The organism is Limosilactobacillus fermentum (assembly GCF_013394085.1).
In the GTDB taxonomy this organism is placed as follows: Bacteria; Bacillota; Bacilli; order Lactobacillales; family Lactobacillaceae; genus Limosilactobacillus; species Limosilactobacillus fermentum.
The window spans coordinates 422,021-440,025 of record NZ_CP040910.1 but is presented as its reverse complement, the minus strand read 5'-3'; the positions used below and the strand labels follow the sequence as shown (position 1 = coordinate 440,025).

The window sequence follows — 18,005 nt, the reverse complement described above, 5'->3', positions numbered from 1 at the left end:
CCCCCTAAAACTTTCTGTATCGTGCCCGGCGCCGCTTGAGGAGTTCCTCGGGCGTCAGCTGGGCCAGCGTTGCAAGTTGTTTTTCTAAGACAACATCAATGTTTTGAATGGTTGCTTGGTGATCAGTTGTTTCTTCGATGATCCCTTCAATCACCCCTTGTTCAAGGAGTGCCTGGGGGGTCATCTTCATGACGGCGGCCGCTTCCGGTGCCCGACTACTATCCTTCCACAGGATCGAAGCAAAACCCTCCGGCGAAAGGACGGAGTAGGTGCTCTTTTCTAGCATCCAGATCTCATCGCCACAGGCCAGGGCTAAGGCGCCCCCACTGCCCCCTTCCCCGTAGATCAGGGTGATCAGTGGGGTCTTAGCCTGACTAATCTTGAGCAGGTTTTGGGCAATTGCCGATCCTTGCCCCTGTTCTTCGGCGGATTGGCCCGGGTAGGCTCCCGCCGTGTTGACCAAGGCAATCACCGGCCGGTGGAACTTAGCGGCGTTTTCAATTAAGCGCAGGGCCTTCCGGTAGCCACCAGGTGCCGGGCTCCCAAAGTGCTTGGCAACCCGTTGACCAACCGTCTTCCCACGGTCGGTGGTGATCACCGTAACTGGGCGGCCGTGATAGGTGGCTAGCCCCCCAATGATCGCCGGGTCATCGGTCCCGTTGCGGTCCCCGTGCAGCTCAAAGAAGTTATCAAAGAGTTGGTTGATGATCTCTAGCCCCGTCACCTTCCCGGCGCTACGGGCGGCTTGAACAATGGCATAAGCGTTTTCCTTAGTCATTTTGCTTCCCCCCGTACTTCATTAACCAGGCTAAGGTCGTCTTTTCATCCTGGCGGGTAACGATGTGATCGATGAAACCGTGCTTTAAGACGTTTTCGGCATCCTGTAAGTCGGCCGGGATTTCCGTGTGCGTGGTTTGTTCGATCACCCGGCGGCCGGCAAAGCCAACTAAGGCCCGCGGTTCAGCCAAAATTATGTCCCCCTCCATGGCAAAACTGGCCGTCACCCCACCCGTGGTTGGGTCGGTTAAGACCACAATGTACAGCAAGCCGGCGGCATCGTGTTCAGCAATCGCCGTTGAAACCTTGGCCATCTGCATCAAGGACATAATCCCCTCTTGCATTCGGGCCCCTCCGGAGGCGGTGAAGAGGACGACCGGACGCTGGTTTTTCGTGGCGTCTTCAAACAGGCGGGTAATCTTTTCGCCGGTAATCGTCCCCAAGGAACCCATAATAAAGGTCGGGTCCATGATCCCTAAGTTAAAGTCAACGTCACCAATCCGGGCACGGCCAGTCCAAACCGAATCATTGAGGCCGGACTTTTCCTGGGCCTTTTTCAATTTCCCCTCATAACCCGGGAAATTTAAGGGGTCTTGAGTTTGTAAAGCCGTGTCCATTGGCACCGCGGAATCCACCAGCCAACTCAGCCGCTGGTTAGCACTAATCCGAAACCCGTACCCGCAGCCCGGGCACGTAGCGTACTCATCCATCTGGGCGGCAAATAAGGTCCGCTGGCACTTTGGACAGGTCCGCCACAGGTCATCGGGGACCTTGGCGTCGGCCGTTCGGTCAGCTTGAACGTGGCGCTCACTAAGGGTGTTTTTCGCCTTGTAGAGTTTCACTTGCCAATTCCCCCTTCCAGCGTGGCAAAAATTCTTGTTCTAAGTAGTTAGTCGTAAAGGTGGCTTCATTAAAGACCGGATCGTTTAGAATCGCCAGGTGGAAATTCTGGTTGGTCGTGATCCCGGTAATTACCATTTCATTTAACAACCGCCTCAGGCGCGAAATGGCCTCCTGACGGTCGTTACCATGGGCAATTACCTTCGCCACCATCGAGTCATAATATGGGCTGACGGTTACCCCCGGGTACAAGGCGGTGTCGATTCGCATCCCGAGGTTACCAACTGGTAGGTATAAGTAAGTGACCTTCCCGGTTGACGGGAAAAAGCCCCGCTTTGGATCCTCAGCATTGATCCGGCATTCGATGGCGACCCCTTGGGCCTTGATGTCAGCTTGGGCAAACGGTAGGGCTTCCCCAGCCGCCACCACTAGTTGCGCCTTGACTAGGTCTATTCCCGTCACCATTTCCGTAACCGTGTGCTCAACTTGGATCCGGGTGTTCATTTCCATGAAGTAGAAGTTCTGGTCCTGGTCCATCAAAAATTCCAGGGTCCCAGTGTTGAGGTAATCAATTCCGTTGACGGCCCGCACGGCGATCTCACCTAACTCACGCCGCTTATCTTCTGAAATTAACGAGCACGGGCTTTCTTCGATCACCTTTTGCTTATTACGCTGCAGGGAACAGTCACGTTCCGGGAAGTAAACGGCATTACCAAAGCGATCACGGAATACCTGTACCTCAATGTGCTTAACGTTTTCCATGATCTTTTCCAGGTACATCCGGTCGTCGTTAAAGGATACCCGTGCCTCAGCCTGGGCCTCACTAAAGGCCTTCTCCAAGTCGCTGGCCTGTTCGATCTTTCGGATCCCCTTGCCACCACCACCGGCAGCGGCCTTCAGCAAAATCGGGTAACCAATCTTGTTGGCCACCGCTAGGGCAGTCTGGGCATCTTGAACGTACCCATCCGACCCCGGAATCACCGGCACACCCGCCTTTTGCATTTGCTCTCTGGCGTGCTCTTTATTCCCCATCAAATCAATTGTGGCGGCCTTGGGACCGATAAAGGTAATCCCGACGGCATCACACATTTGGGCAAAGGTGGCGTTTTCGGACAGGAAACCAAAGCCGGGGTGAATCGCCTGGGCCCCGGTTCCAATGGCGGCGGCCAGGATGTTTTTCATATTGAGGTAGGAGTCTTGCGGGCGGGGCCCCCCCACACACACCGCTTCATCAGCAAGCTGAACGTGAAGGCTGTCGCGGTCAGCGGTCGAATAAATCGCCACCGCTTTGATTCCCTGTTCCCTCAAGGAACGGATAATGCGGACCGCAATTTCCCCCCGGTTAGCTACTAAAACCTTCGCAAACATTCTTCTCTTCCCCTATCTATTTAGTCAATGAAGAAGGTCAGTTCCGCCGTGCAAGCTCGCTTGCCATCGACGGTTGCCACTCCCTTGCCCAGGCCAATGTGGCCGCGGACCTTTTCCAAGTGGACCTCTAACCTCATAGTATCGCCGGGGCGTACCACCTTCCGAAATTCAGCGGATTCGATCCCGCCGAAGTAGGCCGTCTTGCCCTTGAAATCCTCTTGGGATAAGAGGGCCACCGCCCCAGTTTGGGCCAGTGATTCCACGATTAAGGCTCCCGGTAACACCGGGTTGTTTGGGAAGTGGCCATTAAAGACCGCTTCGTTGATCGTGACGTTGCGCTTGGCAACCGCCATTTCCCCCGGCACCAATTCTTCGACCCGGTCGATCAAAAGCATTGGGTAGCGGTGCGGGATAATCTTTTGAATTGCCGTACTATCAAGCATTACCTTACTCATCGTTAGTCCTCCTTGAGGGTGATCAGGGGTTGTTCTACTTCAACTAACTCCCCGTCTTTAACGTTGATCGCACTCACGATCCCCGCGTGATCACTCTTGATTTCGGTCATCATCTTCATTGCTTCGATTACGCAAACCACGTCGCCTTCTTCAACCCGGTCGCCAACCTTAACAAAGGCCGGGGCCCCCGGTTTCGGTTGTAAGTAGACGGTCCCCACCAACGGGGCCTTCACACTAACCCCCGGTGCCTCCTTTGCGACGGGAGCTGGGGCTTGTGGTTCCGCCGGCGCCGCAGCTGGGGCCGGGGCTGCTTGAACCGGGGCCTCAACGGGGGCGTGGTGCTTATTTTTACTCAGGTAAAGGTGGAAGTCCCCGTCGTCAAGCTTAAACTCGCGACTGTCGGATTCTTCAAACACCTTCATCAGCTTCTCTAAATCCTTGAGTTCCATCCTTAATCATCCTCCCACTTCTTGAAGGTCAGCACAGCGTTGTGACCCCCAAAGCCAAAGGAATTACTGATGGCAAAGCGTGCTTGTGGTGCTGCTTGGTTTTCTGCGGTTACCAAGGTGACTGGGCAATCAGGATCTTGGTTATCGCAACCAACGTTAGCTGGTAACTTTCCTTGTTCTAAGGCAGCGACCGTCAAAACGGCTTCGATTGCCCCGGCAGCCCCTAAGAGGTGTCCGGTCATCCCCTTGGTCGAAGAAACCTTAACTTCGGAACCTTCGCCAAAGACCGTTTGAATGGCGTGCGCTTCACCAGAGTCGTTGGCGTGGGTAGCCGTCCCGTGAGCGTTAACGTATGCGACTTCGGCTGGCGTAATTCCGGCTTCGTCAATCGCCTGTTGCATAGCCCGCGCGGCGCCCTTCCCCGTAGGATCCGGTGAGGTGATGTGGTAGGCATCCCCCGTCGCCCCGTAACCAACAATTTCACCGAGGATCTTTGCCCCACGAGCCTTGGCGTGTTCGAGGCTTTCGAGCACCATGGCGGCGCCCCCTTCACCCAGCACAAACCCGTTGCGATCAACATCAAACGGCTTGGAGGCCTTCAGTGGATCTTCGGTCGTTGACAAAGCAGTCAGGGCCGCAAACCCGGCAATCCCGATTTCGTTAACGGAGGCTTCACTCCCCCCAGTGATCATTACCTGGGCTCGACCTTCCTTGACTTGACGGTATGCATCACCAATCGCGTTCGTCCCGGAAGCACATGCCGTTACCACCGCCGAGCACATGTTTTGGGCGTTGAAGCGAATCGCAATGTTACCGGCCGCCATGTTGGAAATAGCCATCGGAACAAACATTGGCGAAACCCGCTTTGGTCCTTTATCGTGCATCTTAATGATTTGTTCTTGGATCGTGGTTAAGCCCCCGATCCCAGACCCAAAGATCACCCCCATGTCCTCTGGGGCGGTGTTATCTTCGTTGATTCCGGCCATGTCAACGGCTTCTTGGGCCGTTTGAATGGCGTATTGGGAGTAGAGGTCCATCCGCCGGGCGTTTTTCTTGCCGACTACTTCAGCGGGATCGAAATCATCAATTTGACCTGCAACCGCAATCCCGGTCTCTTCGGCATCAAACTTAGTGATCTTCTTGATCCCGACCTGGCCGGCCAGACTGTTTTCTACGAAGGCGGTTAAGCCGTTTCCGTTCGGGGCAATGGCGCCCATTCCCGTGATTACTACGCGTGTCATCTTGTGTTCCTCCTAAATCGTCATCCCACCGTCAACGACCAATACTTGGCCGGTAACGTAATCATTTTGCGCCAAGAAGATTGCGCATTGTGCCACTTCATCGACCGTTCCTAGTCGCTTAAGCGGAATTTGTTCCACGATGCCCTCTTGAACCCGTTCGGAAAGGGCGGCCGTCATGTCGCTAGCAATCATCCCGGGTGCAATGGCGTTGCAACGAATTCCCCGCATGGCCCCTTCACGAGCCACCGTCTTGGTTAAGCCAACGATGCCGGCCTTACTTGCCGAGTAGTTGGCCTGCCCGGCATTACCGTGTAATCCAACTACGCTAGCCAGGTTGATAATGGCACCAGAGCGTTGCTTGTTAAACTTCTTGATCAAGGCCTTAATCAGTAAAAACGGTCCCCGCAAGTTAACGGCGATCACCTGGTCAAAGTCTGCTACCTTCATTCCGCCAATCAGACGGTCGCGGGTGATCCCGGCGTTATTAACCAAGACGTCGATGTGCCCGTAGGCATCCCAAGCCTCCTTGGCTAATTGAGCCACCGATTCTTCATCAGCTACGTCACCAATCAAGAACTTGTAATCGGCGCCAGCTTCTTCTAGCTTTTGCTTCATATCATCATCGAGGTCGTGGCGCCCGTTTAACACCAAGCGGCTCCCCTGCTTAGCAAAGGCCAGGGCGGTTGCCGCCCCAATTCCCCGGGTTGAACCGGTAATAAAGACAACCTTATCCTTGAGTTCCATCAGAAACCTCCTTAACAAAGGCCTGGTAATCGGCCAGGCTACTGATCCGGTAGCGGGTCAGCTTGCGATCAACTTGCTTAGCAAAGCGGGTGAGGGTCTTGCCCGGCCCAATTTCCAAGGTCGTATCAACCCCTTGGTGGTTAATCAGGTAGGCTAAGTCGTCACCAAAGTGAGTTGGCACTGCCAGTTGCCGGGCCAAGACGTCAGCCAGTCCCTCCTTTTCAAACGGGGTCACGGTGGTGTTAGAAATCACCGGCACCGTTGGCGTGTGGAAGGCGACGGTCTTTAAGCGCTCCGTCATCTTCTGGCGCGCACCGTTAAAGAACGGGGTGTGAAAGGCCCCGGAGACCTTTAAGACAACGGCTTTTTTCGCCGCTTCCTTAGCCGTGATTTCTTCAACCACTTGTTCCAAGGCTTCCTTAGCCCCCCCTAAAACCACCTGGTCCGGGGAGTTGTAGTTAGCAAAGTAAACTCCTTGCCCAGCCGCTTGTGCAGCTTCAACCGCTTGGCTGACCATGTCCAACTTGGGCTCAACAATCGCCGCAAGGGTGGACGGGACTTGGTCGGCATCTTCTTGCATGTAGCGGGCCCGGTCGGCTAACAAGGCCATTCCCGGTGTAAAGTCTAGCGCCCCAGCCGCCATCAAAGCGGCGTATTCACCCAGTGACAATCCGACCATCCCGGCAATCGGTAACTGCAGGTCGCGTTCCAACATCCGGTAAATCCCATAAGAAACCGTCACCAGGGCTGGTTGAACGTACTTGGTGTAATCAAGTTCGCCCCCCTCACCCTTCATCAGGGTGGCGATATCGAGACCGGTGGCTTGACTCGCTTCTTCTACCAATTGACAAAAGAGGGGGTCGCCCAAAAAGTCGACCCCCATCCCAGGTTTCTGGGCGCCCTGCCCGCTAAAAAGAACCCCGATTTGCATTAGGCGTCCTTTTCGTCCAGTTGCTTCTTAACAAAGTCAACCACGTCGCCGATCGTTTCGATCCCTTCTTCAACGTCTAATTGGATGTCGAACTTGTCTTCCAGTTCGTTCATGATTTCAAACACGTCCAGGCTGTCGGCTTCCAGGTCGTCCTTGATCTTAGCGTCCAAGGTTACTTGGTCTTCGTCAACGTCCAATTCTTCAACAACAACGTTCTTAACAGTTTCAAATACTTCTTCCTTAGTCATGGTAAATTTTCCTCACTTTAATTTTAATTTAGTATCTTAAGATTAGGGTTCCAACGGTCAGTCCACCGCCGAAACCGCTTAGGGCCACCAGGTCGCCCCGACGTAGGTGACCTTTTTGAACTTCTTCGGCAAATAAAATTGGCTCGCTGGCCGCCGACGTGTTCCCGTATTCGTTGATGTTAACGGGAAACCGTTGGCGATCCAGTTGCAAACGCTTCGCCACTTGATCGATAATCCGGGCGTTGGCTTGGTGCAACAAGAAGGCGTCAATATCTTCAATGGTTACCCCGGCCTGTTGGGCTGCTAACCGAATTGAAGTGGGCACCTCATGAGTGGCAAACCGGTAAACGGCCCGCCCGTTCATCGTAAAGGGAGCGACCTTCGTTACCGGTCCCGGGAAGGACGTTAATGGCGTCGTTTGCCCGGCACTCAGTTGGTCGGCTTGGTCGCCAAAGGTGGCTAGGTGCTCGCCCAACACGTGGGAGGGCCCGGTAGTTTCTTGTTCCACCAGCACCCCGCCGGCCCCGTCGCCAAACAGAACCGCCGTGGTTCGGTCTTGCCAATCAATCAGCTTGGATAAGACCTCGCTACCGATCACTAGGGCCCGCTGACCAGGGTTTAATAACCGCTCAACCGTGTGGAGGGCGTAAACAAAGCCCGAACACGCCGCTGACAGGTCAAAGGCCACCGCCTTGGTTGCCCCAATTTGTCCCTGGACAATTGCCGCCGTTGACGGGGTGTAACTGTCGGGTGACATGGTGGCCACCACGATCAGGGCCACTTGTTCCGCGGCTAGCCCCGCCTTTGCTAAAAGCTGATTAGCTACGTTAACCGCCAAGTCAGAGGTGGTCTCTCCTTGGCTGATGTGACGCTGCTTAATCCCCGTACGGGTGGTAATCCATTCGTCGCTGGTGTCCATCAACTGGCTCAACTCATCGTTAGTGACCACCCGGGCGGGAACGTAACTTGCGGTTTCAAGTATCCGCATGGCTATTTTCCTTTCTTCTAGAATCAGGATTTTTCATCTAAAAAGGCCTCGAGGTTCATCAAGGAACGGCGGATCACCCGTTTTTGTTCCTCATCGGTCCCCTTCAAAAAACTCTTCACCATCATGTTGTGAAAGGCCCGGTGGGAGCGGTACAAAACCCGCCCCCGTTTAGTTAAGCCCAAGCGGATTACCCGGCGATCATGCTCGTCTCGAAACCGTTGCACGTACCCCTTGCGAACCAGGCGGTCAGTGGTGGCGGTCATGGTACCCGGCGACAGGTGGAGTTTTTTGGCCACCTGCGAGGCCGTCTGGTGGTTATACATCGAGATCGCATCATTGGCGTGCATCTCCTTGATGGTCAAGTCCGAGAAGGAGGATTTCCTGAGTTCATGTTCTTCAATCCACATGATCCCGTTGTAAACCCGCACCAAGGCCTGATTGATTTCCCGGTAGTCGTCATCCATAATGCATTTCTCCTCTCGTTATTCTAGCAATTCGAATAATTTGAATATCAAAATACATTATAAACGAATTTGCTCCTAGAGTTTCTCCTCTCGCTCCGCCACGATAAAGGTCAGCTCTGCGCTGCAAACCCGCCGGTCGTCAACCGTCGCAACGGCCTTCACAATTCCCATGCGCGAGCGAACCTTCTCCATGTCGATGTGGAGCTTTAAGACGTCCCCCGGCCGAACCATCCCGCGAAACTTTGCTTTGCGGACCCGGCCCAGGTAGGCCGTCTTCTTATAAAAGTCGGGCGACTTGAGGATCAAGACCGAAGCCGCCTGGGCCAGGGTTTCAATAATTAAAACCCCTGGCATCACCGGGTTGCCCGGGAAGTGACCCCGAAAGAATGACTCGTTGATCGTCACGTTTTTCGTGCAGACGATCGACTTGCCTGGTTCCATTTCGTCAACCGCGTCGATGTAACAAATCGGGTAGCGGTTTGGAATCAGATCCATCACCTCTTGCGCTGTCATCAGTGCCAATTTTGTCACCTACCTTGTCGAAAAGTATTTCGAGTATCAAAAGATTCGATAGTGGAATTATATTCAATGTCTTTTGCACTGTCAAACCATCTTCGGCATTTTTAATTCTCCCGACCCCAACAAAGGTAATAGTTTGATCCTTCAAACTATCTTGTTTCAGAGCCAATTTGACGCGACCGGTTATCCATGAACTTTTATTCATTTTACTAGAAAACGACCCGCTAAATTTTTTCATTTTTGTTTCGACTATCAAAGTATTCTTCACTGTTTTTGCCATCACAAAAAGTTCACGATTTCCCTAATTGAATCCCCACGGGGCCTAGAGTAGAATAAAGTGAAATTTGGGAGGATTAAAATGAAAAAACCACTTTCCTATTCGCTGATCACCCTTTTGATCATTGGGCTAATCAGCGGAATTGGGTGGCACGGCTTAACCACGGCCACCAACCGGACCACCACTAGCCAAACCACCATCTCCGAATCCAAAGGCACAAGTTCCAGCACTAAGCAACGGAGCGCCGAATCATCGTCAGCCACTTTTTCTAGCGCCTCCGCTTCTTCGTCTAATTCGGCTTCCCCCACCACCCAAATAACGGTCGCTTCCACGGGCAATCACCGTTGGCACGGCCCCCGGGTTATTTCAAAGGAGGCCGCCATCAAGGTGGCCTCCCACAAACTAGGTACCAACGGCGGAGACTGGACCTGGGAGTGCGTCAGCTACGATGGTTACGCCTACCGCCTGCAAGCAACCTCCCAAAAAGCGATTAATAACGGCGCCCCCAATCCCATTGCCCTAACCGTTGTCGTTTACCACGATGGCTCACTAGAGGTAAACTAGGCACTATTAAAAAAGCTGGCGAGCACCGTTTGAAACGGTGCTCGCCAGCTTTTATTTACCACGTTTTCTGTCTAACATTCGTGGCTACAGTAAGGGGCCGGGAAAAACGATTTTCCCCTGGCCCCTTAATTGCCCTTAGTTTTCTTCTTTCAGGTGGGCAAAGGACAAGCCTGGCACGGCGTTTAAGGAACCATCGGCCCGATCCCCGTGTAAGTAGTTAACGTAGCCGGCCGCCCCGATCATGGCGGCGTTATCTCCACAATACTTGAGCGGGGCCTGAAGTAATTGCACCTCGGGATGCTTGGCTTGTAGACCGGCGCTTAGCTGCTTTCTGAGCCCCTGATTAGCGGCGACCCCCCCGGCCAAGATCAGTTGCTTAACCGGGAATTCATCTAACGCCCGAATGGTTTTGGCGACTAAGACGTCAACGACACTCTGCTGGAAACTCGCCGCCAGGTCATATTTATCCAGAACTTCGCCCCGTTGGTCGGCGTTATGAACCGTGTTGATAAAGGCCGATTTAAGGCCAGAAAAGGAGAAATCAAAGTTATCCTCTTTTTCCATCGCCCGCGGAAAGTGGAAGGTGTCATGCCCCTTGGCTGCCCACTGATCGACGGTTTTCCCGGCCGGATAATTGATCCCCATCACCCGGCCCACCTTATCGTAGGCCTCACCAGCGGCGTCATCGCGGGTTTCACCAATGATTTGGTAATCGTGCTCTTCTTTCATGTAGACCAGCTCCGTGTGACCACCGGAAACCAACAACCCAAGCATCGGGTAGGTAAAGTCACTCACGAACCGTGCCGCGTACAAGTGACCGGCCATGTGGTTGACCGGCACGAGCGGTAGTTGGTGGGCCCATGCGATCGTCTTAGCGGCCGTCACCCCAATCAAAAGGGAACCGACTAACCCCGGGCCATAGGTAACCGCCACCGCCGTTAGGTCTTGATAACTAACTCCGGCTTGCTCCAGGGCCTCCTTGGTACACTTGGTAATCTGTTCAATGTGGTGGCGGCTGGCCACTTCTGGTACCACCCCACCAAAGCGTTGGTGACTAGCAATCTGCGTCGCCACGATGTTTGATAACACACGGTGACCATCTTCGATCACCGCCACGCTGGTTTCATCACAACTCGATTCAAAGGCCAAGATCAGGTTTCGTTTTACCATTTGCTCGCTGTTCCCCCATCCTCATTAACTTCGTTTTCATTTCGTAGGCGTCACCACCGTCGGGCAGGTAGTAATGGTGTTTTTGCTGACACACCTCAAAGCCCAGGCGACGGTACAAGTGTTGGGCGCCTCGATTTTCAATCCGCACTTCTAGACTCATCGACGTCATCTTGTGAGCCACGGCCACGGCCATCATCGCCTTCATTAAATAGGTCCCCATTCCCCGTCCCTGGTAAGCTGGGGAAACGGCAATGTTGGTGATGTGACCATTCCGTTGGTGAAAGTGCAGTGACAACCCCACCAAGGCCACGATCACCTTACCCGTAGTTTCCACCACCACGTAAAGGCGGTCGGGCCGTTTAATATCGCCCACGAAGGCCGCTGCGTTCCACGGGGCTTCCCCGTAGATAACCCGTTCAATTTCGACCAAGGTGGGGGCGTCTTCGACCGTTGCTTGGCGCAGAATGTACGGGTCCCCCGCAATCATCACCCGCCGTGTCGCAAAGCAGAGCGAGGGATTACCCCCTTCCCTAGTCATCAGCCGGTGCAATAGGTCGTTAAACTTCATGAACGTACTCCTGGGCCGTTTGACCGGGATGTTGCTTTTGCCACTGGGCCTCGGCTTCGGTGAGTCGTAGGTAGTCTGGCACCAGGGCATCCGGATCGGCGACCGGGATGGCCGTTCTTCCCAGCAGGGCCAGGTGGTACGTTGACGGCAGGGTTAAATCGGCAGGCGCTAAAGTTACGTTAGTGGGCAACTTGGCCAGCTCGTCGGCCAGTTTCGGTGTGCTTTGCCCAATTAACAAAACGCCCTGTGGCTGTTGGGTCACCCTAACCATTAAGTCGCTAAAGGCGCAGTGCTGATCTTCCATCACCGCCACTAACTTTCCCGCTTGGTACTGGTACCCACCGGCAAAGACGTTGCCACGCCGGGCGTCGAAAAAGGGGACGATCAAGCGCTTGTCATCGGGAAGAACGTTGGTCGCCAAGACCTTCAGGCTTGATTCAGCCACCAAGTCGATCCCCAGCGTCGTGGCCAAAACCTTGGCCGTCGTGGTGGCAATCCGGATCCCGGTGTACGAACCCGGACCGTTTGCCACCACCACCCGGTTCAAATCCGCTGGTGTCCAGCCCAAATCATCCATTAACCGTTCAATGGTCGGCAAAACGTAAACGCTGTGGTTGCGGACCATGTTCAGGGTCGTTTGGGCCATGAGGCGGTCGTCTTCCACCAGGGCAATACTCATCGGGTGATTCGAGGTGTCAATCGCCAAAATTTTCAATTCCATCGATCCCTTCTACTTTTTTCTAACATACCCACGATACTCGCCCCACCAGCAATTGTCCATCCTATTCGCCTTAGTTTTGGGCGTGTAAAAAGGTGCTTAACCGGCGTAACCCTTCCTTTAAAACCGGTTGGGGAGCGCAGTAGCCTAAACGAACGTGGTGGGGCGTTTCGAAAGCCTCCCCGGGAACCAACAAGACGCCCGTTTGTTCCAGTAACCGGGTACAAAAACTAACCGTGTCTTCTTCAATTAACAGGCGGGGAAAGGAGGTTGAGACCCCGGCCGGGGCCACTAGGGAAACCAGCGGCTCCTTGGCCAGCCAGTCTTGATACAGGGCCCAGTTTTGTTCCACCAACGCCCGGTTGCGCGCCAAAACCTGGTGACGGTGGTTTAAGACGTAGGTGGCTAACAGGTCGTTGACCACCCCACCACAAATCATGGTGTAGTCCCGGACGCTTCGCAAACGGTCGGCCACTTCCCGGTTCGTCACCGTCCAGCCAATCCGTAGTCCCGGTACCGAGTAGGTCTTTGACAGGGAATCGGTCGCAATCCCCCGTTCGTAGAGGTCGACGATCGAACAAGCCGTCCCGTTTTTCATTAGTGGGTGGTAAACCTCGTCAACCAAAACGTAAGCCCCTACTTCACGGGCAATCTCAGCTACCCGACTTAACGTCTCCCTGTCTAGTACCGTACCAGTGGGGTTATTAGCGTTATTTAAGCAAATGAGCTTGGTTTTTTCGGTGACCAAGTTAGCTAACTCAGCCAACCGCGGCTGCCACCCTTCCTCTTCGCGTAGGCGCCAGTAATCAACCGTCGCTCCTAGCGAGCGTGGAATGTCAAATAACTGTTGGTAAGAAGGGTACTCCGCAATCACTTGATCTCCGGGCTCAACCAGTGCGTAGAGGACGGCTAGGTTAGCACCAGTGGCCCCGTTAGTTTGCAGAACCTGGTCGGGGTCGACGTGCTCGTACAGTTGCGCTACCGCCTCTTTAAAGGCTGGTGAACCTTCAATCAAACCGTAATTAAGCTTAGCGTCAAAGAGTAATTTGTCTAGGGTATTGGGATCATCGTCCAACTCCCGTAGGTCCGCCATCGATAAGGAGGCAATTGTGCTTTGTGAAATATCGTAGCGGGCCTTTTTTTCCCATTTATTTAACCAAGCTTCGACGCCAAACGGTGCTAATTCAACCATCTGTCCCACCCTTTCTATTAAAACCATTTTCATTTAATCTTAGCGCGCCTTCACCGGGTTTAACAAGGGGCGCCCGGATTAAATTTAGTACTTGCATTTTACCACCCCCTGGCTTAGAATGATGAAAATTAAATGATAAGTTGCTGAGAACAGATGAGTAACTAGTTGGCCCCCACCCAGAGAAGTGGGGGAGCTGAGAACCACGGGGTGGCTAACTAGTGAAGATGGTCTGGGAGCAAGTTCGACCAGTGAATTCATTAACTGGTGGCGGTTGGGCCCGTTATCACCCCGGGTATCTCCGTTTGGACGTACCTCGTGAGGGTTTTGCCGTGAGGGAGAACCGAATTAGGGTGGTAACACGCTTTTAAGATAACTTGAATGCGTCCCTAGAGAAGACAATGGTCTTTTCTAGGGACGTTTTTTAGTTCCCACACCATTGTTCAGATAGAAAGGATGTTTAATTATGACCACAACTTTAACCGCGCCCTTTAAAAATGACATCGTCGGCTCCTTTTTGCGTCCCCAAAAGCTCAAGGAAGCCCGGGAGCAATTCAAGCAGGGCGAACTGGATCAAGCCGGTTTAACCGCCGTGGAAGACGCCTGTATCACCGATTTAATTGAAAAGGAAAAGGCGGTCGGCCTGCACGCCGTGACCGATGGTGAATTTCGGCGGAGCTGGTGGCACCTGGACTTCTTGTGGGGGCTGACCGGGGTTGGTCACTACAACTACCACCAAAGCTACCGGTTTAAGGGTGCCAAAACCCGTACCGACAACGCCGAACTGGTCGGCAAGGTGGCCTACAACCCTGACCACCCCTTCTTCAAGCACTTCCAATTTACCAACCAGCAGGCCGGCCCGGACGTCTTAGCTAAGCAAACGATCCCGTCACCAACGATGCTCTTCCGGGATAACCGTTCCGACCACTGGCCGGACTTTTACGACCGCTACCAAGACTACTTAACTGACCTGGCAACGGCCTATCGACAAACGATCCACCGCTTTTACGAACTCGGCTGCCGTTACCTGCAAATTGACGACACCACCTGGGCCTTTTTAATCAGTAAGCTCAACGAAACTAAGGACCAACCTGGAGAACACCAAAAGTACGTCCAACTGTGCCAAGACGCCGTCACCGTAATTAACGGAGCCTTAAAAGACAAGCCGGCCGACCTAACAATTACCACCCACATTTGCCGGGGGAACTTCAAGTCCACCTTCCTCTTTTCCGGTGGGTACGCCCCGGTGGCCCCTTACTTAGCCCAGCTCAATTACGACGGCTTCTTCTTGGAATACGACAGCGAAGAACGCGACGGTAACTTTGCCCCGCTCAAGAAGATCCTCAATCAGCGCGACCAGGTCACCATCGTCTTGGGGCTAATCACCTCTAAGGACGGTCAACTAGAAGACCCCGACCAAGTCATCGCCCGGATCCACGAAGCCGCTAAAGAAGTGCCACTAGCTAACCTAGCCTTAAGTCCCCAGTGCGGGTTTGCCTCCACGGAAGAAGGCAATATCTTAACCGAAGAGCAACAATGGGCCAAGCTTAAGCTCATTAAGGAGATTGCGGACGCGGTTTGGGGCTAACGCGTGTCACCCCCTGAACACAAAAGCCACCTGCTACCTAATCGGTAACGGGTGGCTTTTATGTTTTCTAAACGCTACATCGCTAACGTGGTTAACAACCGCAGACCTAGCGCCTAAGTACGGCCGAGCAAGTTGTTTGCCACCTCTTTTCTACCCAACGGCAATCGTTCCGTTAAAGATCAGGAAGATGGCAATTAAACTAAAGGCTAAGACTACAACCATCGTTCCCTTTTCGCCCCCGCTCATCGTCCGGTTATTTTCACGTACCCCTTGGTAGTAGATGATAAAGCCCGGAATAAAGCTAATCGAAACCAGGAGCACTTGTTGCCAACCGGCCAAGAACATGCAGGCAATTTGGAAGAGAACCAACAAGAGTCCAATCGTCCACTGTCCCCACTCTTGGTGTTCTTGACTGTACTTCATTTGGTACAGCCCCACAAAAAGGTAGGAGAAGAGGATGGCGGCGGAGGCCAGTGAGTAAGCAAAGTTGTAGGCTTGTTCAGTGAAGAGTAAGGAGAACAGGAAGATCGTTTGCAAAACCCCGGTGATCATCAGCGAGGCCGTTGGGGCCTTCTTAGCGTTGAGTTTACCCCACACCTTTGGCATTGCCTTGTCTTCGGCAACTAGCATCGTCGTTTCGGCTGGCAGCATCGTCCAGGAAAGCCAGGAAATAATTACCGAAACAATTAAGCCGACGTTGATAATCGTGGCCCCCCAGGGCTGGTTGACTAGCGGCGGCCAGTTGGGCCCGGGTCAGGGTCCCGTAAGGAATAATCGAAATCATCACGTAAATGATCAACAAGAGGATGAACCCGATGATCGTCGCTTGTTGGGCTTGGGTCCGGTCCTTGGCCCGGTGACCCATGACGGAGGCCCCTTCAACCCCAATGAAGACCCAGATCAGTGTCAGCAGGGTCCCCTTCATCTGGGTGTATACCGAGCCCGTTTCCGTCCCCTTGGAAAGGTTGTTAGCGACGTGGCCCCAGAAGTCGGTCGTAAACATACCGGCCTTAAAGAAGATAATCGAAATAATGATGAATAATACCAGTGGAATGATCTTAAAGAAGGTCCCAATCGTGTTAATAAAGGTCGCCGTTTCCACCCCGCTGTTAACGAGGAGGGTCAAAACCCAACAGAAGATAATGGCCACGATGATCGACATTAGGTTCTGCCCGTTGCTAAAGACCGGGAAAAAGGTCCCCAAGGCACTCATCAGCATGGTGGCAAAGGCAATGTTACCCAACCAAGCTGACAACCAGTAGGCCCAACCGGAAATAAATTCCCCCATCGGCCCAAAGCCGGCGCCGGCATATGAGAAGATACCCGCTTCCAGGTTCGGCCGTTTTTCCGATAGGTTGTTAAGCGCAAAAACGAGCATCAAAAAGCCAAAACCGACGAAGAGCCATGCTAGTAGAGCGGGCCCAGGTGCCGCCGCGGCGGCCACCGCATTGGTGATCCCAAAGATCCCCGTCCCAATACAGGAACTGACGATCAGGGCAATCAGACCAATGCGCCCAATTCCGTTTTTGTTTTCCATCTTGATTTTCCTCCTTTTTTCCTCAACCCGCAAAAAAGGTGCAAGTGAGCCCGTGGTATTGAACTGACCACTACTCACCTCCACCTTCTTTGGTTCAATGCGTTACTAATTTTCGTTATCTTAGAGGTCCTCACGTACGATTGGGCAAGACATGCACCGTGGGCCACCCCGACCCCGGGATAGTTCACTGGAGCGAACCTCGTGAACTAAGATCCCGTGTTCTTTAAGCAGGGCGTTTGAAACGTAGTTACGGTTGTAAGTTACCACTTCACCCGGTGCAATCGCTAACGTGTTGGAGCCGTCGTTCCATTGTTCCCGTGGGGCCACGATTGGGTCACCATTCCCCGGTTGGAATCAGGTCAATTTCCGGCTTGTTTAAGGCCTGCTTGAGGACCGCCTTAATGTCAGTATGGTGCTCGATGGTAATTTCACCATCCTTGCCCGGGTGCAAGACCCAGTTGTCAACCTCACCCTTGTCATCTAGGATCGCCGGGTGAACGGTAAACTGATCGTGGTTGATCATCGTGAAGACCGTGTCCAAGTGCATCATAGCGTGGTTATGTGGGATCGAAATGGCAATCACGGTGTCGTAGTTAGAATCCTTAAAGAGGTTTCTAGCGATGTCTTCGATGGCGTCCGCCGTCGTCCGTTGGGAAACCCCAATTGCTAAGACGTGGTCGGACAAGACGAGCTCGTCGCCCCCTTCGATGTGGGATTCGTGGTTCCGGTCGCGCCATACCTCAACTTGCCCCGCAAACCGTGGGTGGTGGTTGATGATGTATTCCGTGATCAGGGATTCACGTTGACGGGCCGGGAAAGTCATCTTGTTAATGGAGATCCCGTCACCAATGGAGGCCTGCGGATCCCGCGTGAAGTAAGCGTTTGGCATTGGGTCCATTAAGAACGGCCAGTCCGTATTTTCGGAAACGGATTTCCGGTTGGGTTGGGCGATGTCAATGTCAGTCCCCCGCACCCCTTCGATGATCTTGTCAACCATTTCCTGCGGGGTCATTTGGTAGAGGTAGTCATATAAGGCGTCGTGGGTGGTACCCGCAACGTAACCAGATTCGGCGATCATCCGGTTTAAAAATTCCTTTCTGACGTCGTCACTTGCCAATGCTTCAGCGGCTAACTTTTCAAAGTACAGCACTTCAATCCCCTGGTCCCGTAAGGTTTGGGCAAAAAAGTCGTGTTCTTCTTGGGCAATTGGTAAGTACGGAATGTCATCAAAGAGGAGGCGCTCCATGTAGTCGGGCGTAATGTTTTCAATTTCACGTCCCGGCCGGTGAAGCATCACCGTCTTGAGCTTTCCAATTTCGGAGGTCACTTGAATTGGACTTGTCATTGTTTCTCGCACTCCTTATCTAGTC

At 53.4% G+C, this 18,005-nt stretch carries 19 protein-coding genes and 2 pseudogenes; 2 read left to right on the top strand and 19 right to left on the bottom strand.

The annotated features are described in order from the left end of the window. Positions 1–4: 4 nt before the first annotated feature. The 13 genes from accA to FG166_RS02035 form a co-directional block, all read right to left on the bottom strand. Complete coding sequence (accA, locus tag FG166_RS02095) at positions 5–778, bottom strand: acetyl-CoA carboxylase carboxyltransferase subunit alpha (protein ID WP_003682558.1); 774 nt, start codon at positions 776–778, stop codon at positions 5–7. Beyond that, complete coding sequence (locus tag FG166_RS02090) at positions 771–1,619, bottom strand: acetyl-CoA carboxylase carboxyltransferase subunit beta (protein ID WP_003682555.1); 849 nt, start codon at positions 1,617–1,619, stop codon at positions 771–773. Before FG166_RS02090 ends, accA begins: the two co-directional genes overlap by 8 nt. Beyond that, a complete protein-coding gene (accC, locus tag FG166_RS02085) occupies positions 1,588–2,985 on the bottom strand; it encodes an acetyl-CoA carboxylase biotin carboxylase subunit (protein ID WP_003682553.1) in 1,398 nt (465 codons plus the stop codon). Before accC ends, FG166_RS02090 begins: the two co-directional genes overlap by 32 nt. Before the next feature lie 20 nt (positions 2,986–3,005). After that, positions 3,006–3,440 carry a 3-hydroxyacyl-ACP dehydratase FabZ gene (fabZ, locus tag FG166_RS02080; protein WP_003682551.1) on the bottom strand — a complete coding sequence of 145 codons (435 nt, stop codon included), beginning with the start codon at positions 3,438–3,440 and terminating at the stop codon, positions 3,006–3,008. A 2-nt stretch (positions 3,441–3,442) separates the two neighbouring features. Next, a complete protein-coding gene (gene accB, locus FG166_RS02075) occupies positions 3,443–3,889 on the bottom strand; it encodes an acetyl-CoA carboxylase biotin carboxyl carrier protein (protein WP_003682549.1) in 447 nt (148 codons plus the stop codon). Between the two features lie 2 nt (positions 3,890–3,891). Next, positions 3,892–5,130 carry a beta-ketoacyl-ACP synthase II gene (fabF, locus tag FG166_RS02070; RefSeq protein ID WP_003682547.1) on the bottom strand — a complete coding sequence of 413 codons (1,239 nt, stop codon included), beginning with the start codon at positions 5,128–5,130 and terminating at the stop codon, positions 3,892–3,894. Between the two features lie 12 nt (positions 5,131–5,142). Continuing rightward, complete coding sequence (locus FG166_RS02065; RefSeq protein ID WP_003682544.1) at positions 5,143–5,874, bottom strand: 3-oxoacyl-ACP reductase family protein; 732 nt, start codon at positions 5,872–5,874, stop codon at positions 5,143–5,145. Beyond that, on the bottom strand, positions 5,858–6,805 hold the full coding sequence (locus tag FG166_RS02060; RefSeq protein WP_003682542.1) for an ACP S-malonyltransferase: 948 nt from the start codon (positions 6,803–6,805) through the stop codon (positions 5,858–5,860). Before FG166_RS02060 ends, FG166_RS02065 begins: the two co-directional genes overlap by 17 nt. Then, on the bottom strand, positions 6,805–7,053 hold the full coding sequence (locus FG166_RS02055) for an acyl carrier protein (RefSeq protein WP_003682540.1): 249 nt from the start codon (positions 7,051–7,053) through the stop codon (positions 6,805–6,807). Before FG166_RS02055 ends, FG166_RS02060 begins: the two co-directional genes overlap by 1 nt. Positions 7,054–7,081: 28 nt before the next feature. Then, positions 7,082–8,041 (bottom strand): beta-ketoacyl-ACP synthase III, encoded by a 960-nt coding sequence (locus tag FG166_RS02050; RefSeq protein ID WP_003682538.1) that lies wholly within the window; start codon positions 8,039–8,041, stop codon positions 7,082–7,084. Positions 8,042–8,064: 23 nt separating this feature from the next. Then, entirely contained in the window at positions 8,065–8,505 is a 441-nt protein-coding gene (locus FG166_RS02045) for a MarR family winged helix-turn-helix transcriptional regulator (protein WP_003682535.1), read from the bottom strand. Positions 8,506–8,580: 75 nt separating this feature from the next. Further along, the gene (gene fabZ / locus FG166_RS02040; protein WP_004563311.1) at positions 8,581–9,027 is read right to left on the bottom strand and encodes a 3-hydroxyacyl-ACP dehydratase FabZ; all 447 of its coding nucleotides are present in this window, start codon (positions 9,025–9,027) and stop codon (positions 8,581–8,583) included. After that, positions 8,951–9,304, bottom strand: a complete 354-nt coding sequence (locus tag FG166_RS02035) for a hypothetical protein (RefSeq protein ID WP_003682532.1) — start codon at positions 9,302–9,304, stop codon at positions 8,951–8,953. Before FG166_RS02035 ends, fabZ (FG166_RS02040) begins: the two co-directional genes overlap by 77 nt. Before the next feature lie 78 nt (positions 9,305–9,382). On the opposite strand from FG166_RS02035, the gene FG166_RS02030 reads away from it, so the two are divergent. Further along, a complete protein-coding gene (locus FG166_RS02030) occupies positions 9,383–9,865 on the top strand; it encodes a hypothetical protein (RefSeq protein ID WP_015638605.1) in 483 nt (160 codons plus the stop codon). 135 nt (positions 9,866–10,000) lie between these two features. Here the strand turns inward: FG166_RS02030 and tsaD are convergent, their stop codons facing one another. From tsaD to FG166_RS02010, 4 genes are all read right to left on the bottom strand, one after another. Then, entirely contained in the window at positions 10,001–11,035 is a 1,035-nt protein-coding gene (gene tsaD, locus FG166_RS02025; protein ID WP_003682528.1) for a tRNA (adenosine(37)-N6)-threonylcarbamoyltransferase complex transferase subunit TsaD, read from the bottom strand. Next, positions 11,004–11,603, bottom strand: a complete 600-nt coding sequence (rimI, locus tag FG166_RS02020) for a ribosomal protein S18-alanine N-acetyltransferase (RefSeq protein ID WP_004563312.1) — start codon at positions 11,601–11,603, stop codon at positions 11,004–11,006. The genes tsaD and rimI overlap by 32 nt, the downstream gene beginning before the upstream one ends. Then, on the bottom strand, positions 11,593–12,324 hold the full coding sequence (gene tsaB, locus FG166_RS02015; protein WP_137876820.1) for a tRNA (adenosine(37)-N6)-threonylcarbamoyltransferase complex dimerization subunit type 1 TsaB: 732 nt from the start codon (positions 12,322–12,324) through the stop codon (positions 11,593–11,595). Before tsaB ends, rimI begins: the two co-directional genes overlap by 11 nt. A 70-nt stretch (positions 12,325–12,394) precedes the next feature. Beyond that, on the bottom strand, positions 12,395–13,513 hold the full coding sequence (locus FG166_RS02010; protein ID WP_004563314.1) for an aminotransferase: 1,119 nt from the start codon (positions 13,511–13,513) through the stop codon (positions 12,395–12,397). A 463-nt stretch (positions 13,514–13,976) separates the two neighbouring features. Between FG166_RS02010 and FG166_RS02005 the strand changes: the two genes are divergently transcribed. Further along, positions 13,977–15,098 carry a vitamin B12 independent methionine synthase gene (locus FG166_RS02005; RefSeq protein ID WP_003684269.1) on the top strand — a complete coding sequence of 374 codons (1,122 nt, stop codon included), beginning with the start codon at positions 13,977–13,979 and terminating at the stop codon, positions 15,096–15,098. Positions 15,099–15,248: 150 nt separating this feature from the next. Here the strand turns inward: FG166_RS02005 and FG166_RS02000 are convergent. After that, positions 15,249–16,635: pseudogene (locus FG166_RS02000) on the bottom strand (basic amino acid/polyamine antiporter). 120 nt (positions 16,636–16,755) lie between these two features. Continuing rightward, a pseudogene (gene arcA / locus FG166_RS01995) lies at positions 16,756–17,980 on the bottom strand (arginine deiminase). Positions 17,981–18,005 lie beyond the last annotated feature (25 nt).